At 59.4% G+C, this 12,475-nt stretch carries 12 protein-coding genes; 7 read left to right on the top strand and 5 right to left on the bottom strand.

Annotated features, from left to right (window positions below; all coding sequences use genetic code 11):
- The first annotated feature begins 9 nt into the window (after positions 1 to 9).
- Positions 10 to 1,470 (top strand): DUF1501 domain-containing protein, encoded by a 1,461-nt coding sequence (locus tag AC3RLQ_RS09645; protein ID WP_493036569.1) that lies wholly within the window; start codon positions 10 to 12, stop codon positions 1,468 to 1,470.
- A 2-nt stretch (positions 1,471 to 1,472) separates the two neighbouring features.
- On the opposite strand, the gene AC3RLQ_RS09640 is transcribed toward AC3RLQ_RS09645, so the two are convergent.
- A complete protein-coding gene (locus AC3RLQ_RS09640) occupies positions 1,473 to 2,456 on the bottom strand; it encodes an endonuclease/exonuclease/phosphatase family protein (protein WP_493036567.1) in 984 nt (327 codons plus the stop codon).
- 61 nt (positions 2,457 to 2,517) lie between these two features.
- Here AC3RLQ_RS09640 and fabG point away from each other — a divergent pair, with 61 nt between their 5' ends.
- Positions 2,518 to 3,285 carry a 3-oxoacyl-[acyl-carrier-protein] reductase gene (fabG, locus tag AC3RLQ_RS09635; protein ID WP_493036565.1) on the top strand — a complete coding sequence of 256 codons (768 nt, stop codon included), beginning with the start codon at positions 2,518 to 2,520 and terminating at the stop codon, positions 3,283 to 3,285.
- Positions 3,286 to 3,670: 385 nt separating this feature from the next.
- Here the strand turns inward: fabG and AC3RLQ_RS09630 are convergent, their stop codons facing one another.
- The 3 genes from AC3RLQ_RS09630 to AC3RLQ_RS09620 form a co-directional block, all read right to left on the bottom strand.
- Positions 3,671 to 4,504, bottom strand: coding sequence for a CPBP family intramembrane glutamic endopeptidase (locus AC3RLQ_RS09630; protein WP_493036563.1), 834 nt, complete (start codon positions 4,502 to 4,504; stop codon positions 3,671 to 3,673).
- Between the two features lie 2 nt (positions 4,505 to 4,506).
- On the bottom strand, positions 4,507 to 5,541 hold the full coding sequence (sppA, locus tag AC3RLQ_RS09625; RefSeq protein WP_493036561.1) for a signal peptide peptidase SppA: 1,035 nt from the start codon (positions 5,539 to 5,541) through the stop codon (positions 4,507 to 4,509).
- Positions 5,542 to 6,138: 597 nt separating this feature from the next.
- A complete protein-coding gene (locus tag AC3RLQ_RS09620; protein ID WP_493036559.1) occupies positions 6,139 to 7,602 on the bottom strand; it encodes an AsmA family protein in 1,464 nt (487 codons plus the stop codon).
- A 139-nt stretch (positions 7,603 to 7,741) separates the two neighbouring features.
- Between AC3RLQ_RS09620 and AC3RLQ_RS09615 the strand changes: the two genes are divergently transcribed.
- Together AC3RLQ_RS09615 and AC3RLQ_RS09610 are read left to right on the top strand one after the other, a co-directional pair.
- Positions 7,742 to 9,064 carry a glutamate--tRNA ligase gene (locus tag AC3RLQ_RS09615; protein WP_493036557.1) on the top strand — a complete coding sequence of 441 codons (1,323 nt, stop codon included), beginning with the start codon at positions 7,742 to 7,744 and terminating at the stop codon, positions 9,062 to 9,064.
- Positions 9,065 to 9,105: 41 nt separating this feature from the next.
- Entirely contained in the window at positions 9,106 to 9,561 is a 456-nt protein-coding gene (locus AC3RLQ_RS09610; RefSeq protein ID WP_493036555.1) for a hypothetical protein, read from the top strand.
- Between the two features lie 4 nt (positions 9,562 to 9,565).
- Here the strand turns inward: AC3RLQ_RS09610 and cutA are convergent, their stop codons facing one another.
- Complete coding sequence (cutA, locus tag AC3RLQ_RS09605; RefSeq protein ID WP_493036553.1) at positions 9,566 to 9,883, bottom strand: divalent-cation tolerance protein CutA; 318 nt, start codon at positions 9,881 to 9,883, stop codon at positions 9,566 to 9,568.
- Between the two features lie 12 nt (positions 9,884 to 9,895).
- Between cutA and AC3RLQ_RS09600 the strand changes: the two genes are divergently transcribed.
- The 3 genes from AC3RLQ_RS09600 (at position 9,896) to kdsB (ending at position 12,463) form a co-directional block, all read left to right on the top strand.
- Positions 9,896 to 11,059, top strand: a complete 1,164-nt coding sequence (locus tag AC3RLQ_RS09600; protein ID WP_493036551.1) for a two-component system sensor histidine kinase NtrB — start codon at positions 9,896 to 9,898, stop codon at positions 11,057 to 11,059.
- Between the two features lie 142 nt (positions 11,060 to 11,201).
- On the top strand, positions 11,202 to 11,483 hold the full coding sequence (locus AC3RLQ_RS09595; RefSeq protein ID WP_422314952.1) for an SWIB/MDM2 domain-containing protein: 282 nt from the start codon (positions 11,202 to 11,204) through the stop codon (positions 11,481 to 11,483).
- Between the two features lie 224 nt (positions 11,484 to 11,707).
- Entirely contained in the window at positions 11,708 to 12,463 is a 756-nt protein-coding gene (kdsB, locus tag AC3RLQ_RS09590) for a 3-deoxy-manno-octulosonate cytidylyltransferase (RefSeq protein WP_422314949.1), read from the top strand.
- Positions 12,464 to 12,475: the final 12 nt, after the last annotated feature.

Here is a 12,475-nt window from a genome sequence, read left to right as displayed (position 1 = left end):
TCTTTGCGTATGGATCCTTTCCTTGAATATCACCGCAGCCAGACCCGCCGGCAGTTTTTTGGCCAGACCGGCTTGCGCCTGGGTGGCGTGGCGCTGGCGGGCATGATGGGTGAGCAGTTTGCGAGCGGGGCATCCAGCCTGGTGCAACCGGCGCTGCCCGGGCTGCCGCATTTTGCGCCGAAGGCCAAGCGGCTGATCTACTTGCACATGAATGGTGCGCCGTCGCAGCTGGATCTGTGGGATCACAAGCCGCAGCTACAGCAGCATTTTGACAAGGATTTGCCGGACAGCATCCGCAACGGGCAACGCATCACGACGATGACGAGCGGGCAGGCGCGGTTTCCGGTGGCGCCGAGCATGTTCAAGTTTACGCAGCACGGGCAGTGCGGGCGGTTTGTGAGCGAGTTGCTGCCGCACACGGCGAAGATTGTGGATGAGATCGCGGTGATCAAAAGCGTGCACACCAGCGCGATCAATCATGACCCGGCCTGCACGTTTGTCATGACGGGCAGCGAGGTGCCGGGCAAGCCGAGCATTGGCTCGTGGCTGGGGTATGGGCTGGGCAGCGAGAGCAATGATCTGCCGTCGTTCGTGGTGTTTACGCCGACCTTCCCTGCGGCGAGTCAGGCGCAGGCTTTGTTTACGCGCATGTGGAGCAGTGGTTTCCTGCCCACGAAGTACACGGGTGTGGCGCTGCGAGGGCAGGGGGATCCGGTGCTGTATGTGAAGAACCCGCCGGGGGTGGATGGCAGTGACAGGCGGACGATGCTCGACGCGCTGAACAGGCTCAATACGATCAATCATGACCGCATTGGGGATCCGGAGATCCAGACGCGCATCGCCCAGTATGAGATGGCTTTCCGCATGCAGACGAGTGTGCCGGAGCTGACGGATCTGAGCAAGGAGAGCAAGGCGACGCTGGAGATGTATGGGGACGATGTGAACCGCAGCGGAAGTTTCACGCACAGCGCGATCATGGCACGCAGGCTCATCGAGCGTGGCACGCGTGTGGTGCAGATTCTGCATCGCGGATGGGATCAGCACAGCAATCTGCCGAAGCTGCTGCGTGGCCAGGTGGAGGACACCGAGAGGGCTTGTGCGGCGTTGATCATGGATTTGAAACAACGCGGGCTGCTGCAGGACACGCTGGTGGTTTGGGGCGGAGAGTTTGGGCGTACGGTCTATTCACAGGGGACGCTAACCAAGGAGAACTATGGGCGCGACCATCATCCGCGCTGCTTCACCATGTGGATGGCCGGTGGTGGGGTGAAAGGCGGCATCGAATACGGTGAGACCGATGACTTCAGCTACAACGTGGTCAAAGACGCGGTGCACATCAATGATCTCAACGCGACGATTCTGCATTTGATGGGGATCGATCACCGCAAGTTCAGCTTCAAATTCCAGGGACTGGACCAGCGGCTCACGGGGGTGGAGGAGCACAGTCCGGTGAAGGCGGTGCTGGCGTAGAGCTAGGGCGTGCTGTGGTTGATTTCCACCGTTACGGAGCGGTGGTCGGAGCCTGTTTCGGGGCCGAGGGTGCGCTTTTGGATGGTCAGGCCGCGTTTGGTGAGGACGTGGTCGATGGGGATCATCATGGGCAGGTTTAGGCCCCAGGTGGGTGGCCAGACGGGATCGATGGAACGGAAGTCCAGTCCGCCTTTTTCACGCAGCAGGCGCATGCCCTCGCACCACGGCGTGGCATTGAGGTCGCCGGCCACAATGACTTCGCCGGTGAGGCCTGCGACGAGGGTGGCGATGCCTGACAACTGCTCGCGCCATTCATGCGCCCGCTGGCCACTTGTCGGCGGGATGGCATGGGTGCCGATGAAGGTGAGAGGTCTGCCAAGGTGATCGAGATTGAGCAAGACAGCGGGCAGTCGCCAGATGGAGAAGCGGCGAACTTCGGAGCTTTTCAGGGGCAGCCGCGTGTAGCAGGCGATGCCGAAATGGACGTCGCTCAGCTCTTCCACGTGATGCGGGTATTTGATGCGAAGCGGCTCCAAGGAGGCGCGCCAGGAGTCATCGACCTCCAGCAGGCAGACGATGTCTGCGTCTGTCTGCATCACATGGCTGACGGCTGAGGTCTGGTTTTTGTTTTCCGTCAGGACATTGAAGGTCATGACGCGCAGGGCTTTCTCATGGGGCGTATCTGCCACCTCGGCCGTTTGGTGGAAGGCTTCAATTATTTGGGCGTTCCAGAGCAGGGAGATCAGGGAGATGAGCACCAGCCAGGTGCGACGACGAATCAGCGCGTAGATCAGCGCGAGGGCGCAGACGATCACGTACTGGAGCCGGAAGTGTGAAAGGAGATCGAAAACCCAGCCATAGCGGCCCAGGCTGCCGAGCCAGGTGCAGGGGAGGGCCAAAAAGACGATGGCATCACAAAGCCCGCCCAGTGAGACGGTTTTTTTTACAGGGATAGGTTTGTCGGCTGGCGGCGCATCGTCACTCATCGGCAATGCAGAACCCTACGCATGCGGGGTGTCGATGCACCTTCTTCTTGCACGCTGAAGCATGCCGTTCATGGATGAAGGCATGGGTAAACTTCAAGATAAAATCGCAGTCGTCACCGGTGCCGGACGCGGCATTGGCAAAGCCATCGCCGAAACCTTCGCCGCCGAGGGCGCGAAAGTGGCCGTCGTCAGCCGTACACTGGCCAATGCGCAAAGCGCTGCGGATGCCATCAACGCCAATTATCCCGATGCTGCGAAGGCTTATGCGCTGGATGTGGCCGATGGGGCGGCCTGCGCCGATGTGGGCAAGCAGATCCTGGCAGACTACGATCACGTGGACATTCTGGTGAACAATGCCGGTGTCACCAAGGATGGTCTGCTGCTGCGCATGAGCGAGGAAGACTGGGACGTGGTGCTGGACACCAATTTGAAGGGCGCTTTCAACATGGTGAAGGCGTTTCAGCGCAGCATCCTGAAGCAAAAAGGCGCGCGCATCATCAACATCAGTTCTGTGATCGGCTTGATCGGCAATGCGGGTCAGGCGAACTACGCGGCGAGCAAGGCGGGCCTCATCGGTTTCACGAAGTCCCTGGCGCGCGAGTTTGCTGGTCGTGGCGTTACGGCGAACTGCATCTGCCCTGGGTTCATCGCCACGGACATGACGCATGTGCTCAATGATGCGGTGAAGGGTGAGATTTTGAAGAAGATCCCGCTCGGTGATCTTGGGGCAGGTGAAGACATTGCTGAAGCCGTTCTCTTCCTCGCCAGCCCAGCGGCCCGGTATATCACGGGCCAGGTGCTGGCCGTGGATGGTGGGATGGTGATGTGAGCTGGTAGCTAGAGGCCTAGATCTGAATGGCACTCGGTTAAGGACATTGATCGTGAGTTTTGGAGCTGTAGCACACTCTGCTACTGCGGCGGGGCTCATTGCAGACGCTGCTGGCGAGCGGGGCGTGTAGCGAAGGCGTTGGGTTTGCTTCCCGGTCGTGTATTGGCATACCCAGGGTCGCCTCGCTGAGGCTCGGCTGACCCTGGGCTGAATTACGCAGCCCCGTTGGGGCTGGTGTGGGCGCGAGGGTGGAGTGCTGGAAGAGAGCTGAACGGCCAAAAAAACGCAGAGTTACTGGCATTGTGAACCAACGAAAAGCTGCCTTAACCGTGTGCCATTCAGGCTAGATTTTCGATCCCTGATGCCAGAATCCAGCATCAGTTTTCTAGGTCTTGTCCACAAACAGCATGGCGATGATGCTCACGGCATTGAAGATGGAGTGAAGGAGCATCGGCACCAGGAGGCAGCCGGTGATTTCGTAGGCGAGGCAGAAGAGGACTGCGAGCATCCACAGGGGAAGGAGGCTGCCGACGTGCATGTGGATGACGGCAAACATCAGGGATGAACTCAGTGCTGCGAATGGGGCATCGGTGTAGCGTTTGAGCACGCCATAAACGAACCCGCGAAAGAGGGTCTCCTCTGCGAGGGGTGCGATCACCACGGCCAGGAAGATCACGAGGAATTTGAAGCCGATGCCGTCTGATTTCTGGAAGGCTTTGACGGTTTCCTGAGGCTCGAGGTCGGTCCAGAAGTTCTGCAGCCAGGTCACCGTAATGGCCGATACCACATTCACGGAGATCAAGATGATGATGGTGAAAATTCCCATCGTCACTGCCAGCGAGCGCCAGTGCAGATTCTGCAGGCCAAAGAGTTCGGCTGGATTCAGGCCGCGCACCTGAAAGAGGTAGAGCAGAAGTCCTGCGCAGACGGTGAGATGGAACACCATGCCGAGGACCAGGCTGCCGTCGTTGACCGTATCTCCTCCGGACTGGCCCGACTCATGGGGCTGCATGGAGAGGATGAAAAGCAGCCCTATCCCGGCCAGCACCAGCAGATCTGGGGCACCATAGGGGCGAGAGAGCACGGACCCTTCGTGGTTCCAGGAGACTTCGGGACGTGCGTGCCGAAGCAGCCAGTAACTGATCACCGCCAGAGCGGTGGCGATGCTGACAAAGACGGACAGATCGTGCAGGACCCCGAATGAATGCACATCCAGCATGATCAGTGGGCGAAGCTCGGGGGCAGGTAATAGGGAACGCCTGGCAGCAGCTTCGGCAGCAGGCCGCTGCTCAGATCCAGCTGAACCTTGGCAGGTTGAGCACCCGCTTTGGCTGAGGCCGCGCCGAACACGTCAAAGAAACTGACATCATGACGATACTTCACGACGCCTGCATCGGCGGCTTTGCCGAGGGTGCGAGCCAGAGCGTAGGCGTCCTCCACATAGCCGATTTGATCCACCAGTTTGGCGGCGAGGGCTTCACGACCTGTCACCACGCGGCCGTCGGCCACGGTGCTCTTGAGCTGCTCTTTCGGCACGCCGCGTGCCTCGGACACGATGCCGAGGAAACGGTCGTACATCTGCATCACCAGATTCTGCACGTAGGCCTTTTCATCTTCACGCATGGGGCGTGCGCCGCTGAGCGAGTCCTTGAAGGCGCCGCTGGTGAAGGCGGTCATCGACAGGCCCACTTTGCCAAACAGCTCGCTGTAGTTCATGGTCTCAATGATCACGCCGATGCTGGCGGTCAGGGTGGTTTCGCTGGCCACGATTTTGGTGGCGCCGCAGGCCACGTAGTAGCCGCCGGAGGCCGCCATCGAATCCATGTAGACGACCACAGGCTTCACTTTGGCGGCTTTCTTGACCGCATTGTAGATGATGTCTGAGGCGGTGACCTCGCCACCGGGGGAGTTCACGCGCAGAACGATGGCTTTCACGTTGGTGTCCGCCACGGCCTGCTCCAGTGAGTTTTTGAGCGACTCCACACTGGGCATGGCTTCGGCAAAAAGCCCGCTCATGGTCATGGAGGAGATGACACCTTCGAGGTCGATGTGGACGATTTTGTCGCGCGAGGACTGCTTGGGGGACTCGACGGTGGATTCATGCAGATGGCGCTTGGGCCGTGCGGTTGAAAAGCTGGCGTCAGCGCCAACATCAAGGTCCAGCTTGCCGAGGAACTGGCCCACATTCAGGCCGAGACTCACGATGAGTCCGAGCAGCAGCAGGGCGATCAGGCATCCATAAGATTTATTGCTCATAAGGGGCGATACTAAGCGGCGTGTGCTGGCTTGCCAAGCCATTCGCGCCGCAATTTAGCGGGATGATTTAGTCGGTGAAGATGTCTTAAATACCAATGGAACAGGGGGCTTTGCCAGGATGGTTGTAGCGAATGGATTCGCGACCTTTTTACCCGACGCGGGAGCCAATGAGCATTCAGCATGGCGCAAGGTTGGCAGGTTAAGCGCTGGCATCGCTACGCGATGCGAGAAAATGGATGTGGACGTTTGACCGGGACGAGGGGTGTCGCTGCGCTCAACCCCTCGCTACAGGCTGGGATGGCTCCGCCATCCTGGTGAGGTTAGCTGGGGGCGTTCACCACAGAAAGTGGTCTACAGGGACGTCGGTGTGGTTTTCAGCAAGTAAGACTGCCCAGACACCGCACAGAGGATTGCCTTCGGCGCGCTTCGCGAGGTGCGGACCACTTTGCTGGCGCCCTCGCCACATGCCCTTGGCGTTTTCACCGTTGCGCAGGTTACGTTATTAAATAAACCGCTCTAGTTGCCTCGACTCGGCAAAAGCTTTCGAAGTAGCTATCAACCACCCGAGAGCCAAACACGCGCACATGCGGCGCGAGGTTATTTGAACAAGCCTTTGAGGCCCTTGAAGGTGTTGATGAGGTCCTTGGCTTTGTCTTCGATGTCATTGCCTAGCAAGTTTTCGAGCTTGACCTGGAGGTCGGGTTTGACCTCGGGATGGGAGAGTGAGCCGGTGATGGTGAGGTCGAAGGTGAGGCGGCCACGACTGTCGGAGAGGCCCTCTACGATGAGCTTTGAGATGGTGCGGTTGATGCCGCGACTGGCGATGCCCTGCATGAGGCTTTGCTTCATCGCTTCCCCACAGGAGAGGCGGGTGAGCATGCCCTGCTGGTCCTTGGCGAAGTCCATCCAGGAGTCACGCTTGATGGTGTACTCGTAGTCTGGGAGCGCAAACTGGGTGTCTTCCAGGAAGCGCATGGATTGCTCGCGGTAGAGGATGTGGGCGTGGACGTCCTGCGCTAGCATGCCGCCGATGCGGACGGCGCTGAGGTCGATGCCGTACTTCATGAGCTTGTCCAGATGCTGGCCGGCGGTCTCGCCGATGGTCATGTTTCCGCCGATGGAGGAACCGCGATCGATGATGAGGTTCAGATCCGCCGCAGGGGACCACATGCGTGTGGCGGGATCCACGGGATTGACGTCGCCTTCGCCGTGGAGGGTCATGTCGGCAAAGCGCACCTGCCGGGTCTGACCGCCGATCTTGGCGACGCCATCCACCACGGTCTTGGCTGCCAGGCGGACATGGAGCCGGTTGTGTGCCGTGAGGTCTGCGGGGTCGATGTCGATGTCCGTGAGTGCGAGGCTGAAGTCGCTGATGTCGGCTTTGAACTGTGAATCCACCCCTTGATTGGTGACGCGGAAGTGCGCCTGCTCGATGCTGATTTCCTGCAGGGAGAGACGTTCGGCGCTGGGCTCAGGCGGGGGAGGCGCGGGCTGCTCCGAGACAGGTGGAGTGGTCAAAGCGGGTGCAGGCTGTCCGGGCGAAGGGACGGCGGCCACGGGCGGTGATTGGACAGGGATGGCGCGAGGTACTTCTTCCTGCTGCGTCTGCGCCAGCTTCTCCGGAGGTGGCTGGAAGAGCTTTTGCAGAGAGCTGCCGTCTTGAGGGCTGACGGTTTCAGTCACATCCAGGCCGATGATGCGAAGGACGCGCGGATAAAAATGGCGCTTCCACAGGCCCTCCGGGACCAGCTCCAGGTAGGCCATCTCGATATTCACAGGCGCATGCTGCATCGGTGGGCGGGCTGCGATGGGGGTGCCGGCGTATTGATCGCGCGGGCCGATTTTGATTCCTGAGAGGCGGAGGCTGGGAGGCCAGGAGAGGATGGAGAGGTTGACTTCATCGAGCTGGACGCGGGCATTGATGTTCTTTTCTGTCTCCAGCGTGAGGCGCTCTTGGTTCACATAGCGGCGTAGCCACCAGACGCCGCCCAGAGGGGCCGCCACGGCGAGCAGCACGCCGAGACCGAACAGGATGAGCAGGATGCGGGTGATCTTCTTCATGCCGGTGAGCATAATCAGTCCTGTGAGATTTGAAATTTGAGATTTGAAATTTGAATTGGCGAATTCCGGCTATTGTCGCCACCCCCTGTTTTAACTCGTTCTGAGCGGGCAGGATTGCCCGCACTACTTCCTTCCAATTATGTCCATTCGCGTCCGCTTTGCTCCTTCCCCCACCGGTGATCTCCACGTCGGAGGCGCCCGCACGGCTTTGTTCAACTGGCTCATGGCCCGCAAAAGCGGCGGCACCTTCATCCTGCGGGTGGAAGACACGGACGGCGCACGCAACACGGCGGAAGCGGCTGCGGGCATCATCAAAGGCATGCGCTGGCTGGGGCTGGACTGGGACGAAGGCCCGGAAGTGGGCGGTGACTGCGGCCCGTATTTTCAAAGCCAGCGGAAGGACATCTACGACGCGTATTTCAAAAAGCTGGAAGACGCCGGGCGCGTGTATGCTGAGGCCGATGGCGCGATGCGATTCAAATTCAGCCGCACGGCCATCACGGTGCATGACCTGGTGTGTGGAGATGTGACCTTTGCTCCGACTGAGGAGCCGGACATGACGATCCGCCGCCCGGATGGCAGCTATATCTTCCACTTTGTGAACGTGGTGGATGACATCGAGATGCGCATGACGCACGTGCTGCGTGGTGAGGATCATCTTTCGAATACCTGGAAGCACATTGATCTTTTCAATGCCTTTGGTGCCACGCCGCCGACCTATGCGCACATTCCGCTGATCCTGAATCCGGATGGCAGCAAGATGAGCAAGCGGGATGAAGGCAGTGCCATCGAGCACAGCTACATGAACGCGGGTTTCCTGCCTGCAGCGGTGTTCAACTACCTTTGCATGCTGGGATGGACGCCGAAGGCGGAGAGTGAGAAGCTTTCGCGCGAGGAGCTGACGGCGTTGTTTGATGCGGATGCGATTCACAGCAGCAACGCGAAGTTTGATTTGAAGAAAGCGCTGTGGTTCAACGCGCAGTATTTGCGTGAGCTGAGCCCGGAAGAGTTGCTGAAGCACGCGCGTCCGTTCCTCACCGCCAAGGGGCTGGCTTGGACCGATGACGCCATGGCTGCTGCCGCTGTGCACAGCGTGCGCGAGAAGGTGAGCCTGCTGACCGAACTGCCGGAGTGGGTGCATTACTTCTTCCGCGAGGACTATCCTTTCGAAGCGGATGTGGTGACGAAGCTCAAGGCGAAGCCTGAGAACGCGGGTCTGCTGAAGGCTGCCGCAGAGCAACTGGCCCAGGCTGCCGAATGGACTGAGCAGAGCGTGCATGATGCCGTGGAAGCGGCAGCGAAGGCGCTGAGTGTGAAGCCGGGTGCGATGATGCCGCTGCTGCGCTTTGCGCTGAGCGGACAGTCACGCGGGCCGGGGGTGACGACGATTGCGCATTTGATTGGGAAGGAGAAGACGCTGGCGAGGATTGAGAGGGCGCTGGCGGAGGTACTGGGTGCTTAACTGGTGTTTCTTCGCGAATAATCGATTGTTCTGCTGGAGCCATGACACGATCAGAAATGGCTTGTTACATTCGCAAAGCAGCAGAAGACGAACTTCTTCCTGCTGAGTGGGAAGCCATCATGGTCAATCATTATGAAGACATCGAGACCGAATCAGCAAGAGCTGCTGTCGTCAGAGTCTTCCAAAACAAACATCTTTGCGATCCAGACGAATTCAAGAGACGGCTGCAAGGCTTTGCTGGTTCTCTAGAACTTCCTGTCAATGAGAACACCTTTTACTATCGAGGTGGTGGCGCGGGAGTTTTACAGACCCTCATGCTGGTAGCTGGGGCAAGCACAGTCGTGTATGAACCGCTGCGAAGCGGATCCCATTACGATCTGCACCGGGCTATCGAATCCGGTGAACAGCCAATCTGCGAGTATATGAAACAGGGGCTTCGTCAGAGTTTTCGCGTAACCAAGGCGACAGAATACGGCCGACTAACAATTCAGGTGTGATATTTTACACAAGGCTGGACCCCACCCAGCGGGCATAGGCCTCCGTCACCTGATCTGGTTTCAACGCCACGATTTCTGGAACGTCGTAGGGGTGGAGTTCGTGGAGGCGGGATTCGAAGAGGGGCCAGGCGGTGGGGGTGGTTTTGAAGATGGCGAGGACTTCGGCGGAGGTTTCCACTTTGCCCTGCCAGCGGTAGATGGATTCGATGGCGGGGATGAGATTCACGCAGGCGGCGAGTTGCGATTCCACCAGTGCCGTGCCAGTCTCGCGGGCTTTCCCGATGTCGGGGAAGGTGCAAAAGACGATCAGGAGGTCGTTCATAATCGTCAGCCTATGAGATCTGCCTTCATTGACAAGCTTATCAAACGCATGGACCGCCTGGAACCGGGCGAGGTTCAGGGCATTGTGATGGAGCTGGTGCGCGAGAAGAAATTTCAGGAGAAGGTGTTCGAGGCGCTGCAGGAGGGGGTGATCCTGCTGGATACGGAGGGGAAGGTCAGTTATGTGAACCGGGCGGCCTGCACTTTTTTTGGACTGGAGCAGGACCAGGTGATCGGCCAGCGGCTGGCGCAGGGGGTGCGGGGGCTGGACTGGAATGAACTGCTGAAGCCCGGGACAGTGGTGAGCCGGGATCTGGAGGTGTTTTACCCGGAGAACCGGTACCTGAACTTCTACATCACCAGCATTGATGATGATTCGGCGCTGGGTTTTGTGATGCTGATCCGTGATGTGACCGAGACGCGCAAGCGCACGGAGGAGCAACTGGAAAGCGAGCGGCTGAATGCCTTCACGCTGCTGGCTGCCGGGGTGGCGCATGAGCTGGGGAATCCTCTCAATTCTTTGACGATCCATCTGCAGCTGATGGAGCGCCGCCTGAAGAAAATGGGGGCGAAGGGGGCCAGCCTGCGGGAGCACCTGGATGTGGCCACGGGAGAGATCAAGAGGCTGGACTTTATCATTGGGCAGTTCCTGGCGGCGATCCGGCCTACGAAGCCGCAGCTGCAGCGTGTGCAGTTGCGCGAACTGCTGGATGAATGTGTGCGTTTCCTCCAGCCGGAGATCGAGGCCTGCAAGGTGAAGCTGAAGCTGGACCTGCGGTCTGATTTGCCGGCCATGCCGCTGGATGCGGGGCAGATGAAGCAGGCGGTGTATAATCTCATCCGCAATGCCTGCCAGGCCATGCCCAATGGCGGGACGCTGACGATCAACGGCACCTTCACGGACTTCGAGGTGCGCCTGAGCTTTGAGGACACGGGGAAGGGGATCAATGCGGAGCAGATGGGCAAGCTCTTCCAGCCCTTTTCCACGACCCGGACCACGGGCACGGGCCTGGGGCTGCTGATTGTGCGCCGAATCATCCGGGAGCATGGCGGGGAGATCGACATTGAGAGCCGTGAAGGGCTGGGCACCCGGGTGAGCCTGTGGCTGCCGCTGGTGGAAAAGAGCGTACGGATGCTGGAGTCTGGGCGGGATATGGGGGCAAAAGCCGAGACGTAGGCGTAGGCTTGAGTGTGGGCTGGCTACGCGGATGGCCTACTGTTTCTCAATATTACGTAAAAGATTATAATTATCGCCTCGGATCAATCCGATTCATCACGGAGGTTGACCATGGGGCAAAATTCGGCCAGCATTTACCCCCATGTCTGACTCAACCAATCCGAAACCCGCCCGCAAACTGAACCCAGCCCTTAGCAAACCCGTCCAACCGGATGAGATTCTTGCGAAAGTGATCGGCTCCGAACCGCTCTCCCGCGGCGAAATGACCAAGAAGCTGTGGGAATACATCAAGAAGAACGGTCTGCAGGACCAGGCCAAGAAGACCAACATCAATGCTGACGAGGCGCTGAAGGCTGTCTTTGGTGGCAAGAGCCAGGTGACCATGTTTGAGATGACGAAGCTCGTCTCGGCTCACGTCAAGTAAGCCCAGCGTCCGCAATTCCCTGAGTTTCGGGGAATTCGCGGTGAAAGGCACCCTTTCCAAAACCCGCAGATCGAGGTGATCTGCGGGTTTTTTGCGTCAGGGTGAGGCTGTCTGCTGGGAGGGGGTAGGGCATTGACCGAGGGCTGCCGCATGAGCGCTCAAATCTCCCTTGCATCGACCGCTCTTCCGCGTCATCTCAGGGGAACCTGCTCGTCACCACCACCTTGGCAACCACCGACTCTTCACGCACTCTCGTAGCCATTCCTGCCCGCTGGGGTTCCACCCGCTTCCCAGGCAAACCGCTCCACCTCATCGCCGGCAAACCGCTGGTGCAGCACGTCTGGGAACGCTGCCAGGAGTGTCGGCAGATCGACGACGTGATCATCGCCACGGATGACGCCCGGATTGCGGAGGCCGCGGCTGGATTTGGGGCGAAATTTGTCCTGACTGCTCCGGAGCATCCGAGCGGCACGGATCGCATCGCCGAGGCGGCGAATTCGTACCCGGACCACCGGGTTATCATCAATGTGCAGGGGGACGAGCCGCTGATCTCACCGGCGCTGATTGACGAACTGGCCCGCACACTGCGCGACGACCCAGGTGTGAAGATGATCACTGCTGCCGCGCCGATCCAGGATGCCGCGCAGATCAGCGATCCGAACGTGGTCAAGGTCATTTTCGACACGCAGGGAGACGCGCTGTATTTTTCGCGCTCGCCGCTGCCGTACCTGCGTAATCCGGAGGCCTGGCCGCGCAGCTACCGCCATCTGGGCATCTATGGCTTTCAGCGCAGCTTCCTCTTTCAGTTTGTGGCGTGGCCGCCTTCGCGGCTGGAGCAGACCGAGTCTCTGGAGCAGCTGCGTGCGCTGGAAAACGGCTCCCGAATTCGCGTGGTGCTGACGGACGAGCTCTCGCCTGGCGTGGATACGCCGGAGCAGGCCGACGCGATTGAAAAGCATCTTCAAAAACAATCTTCTTGAACTGCGCCCCGA

The organism is Prosthecobacter sp. GW821-HT29F12 (assembly GCF_058803405.1).
This window is presented reverse-complemented; position numbering and strand designations above follow the sequence as displayed.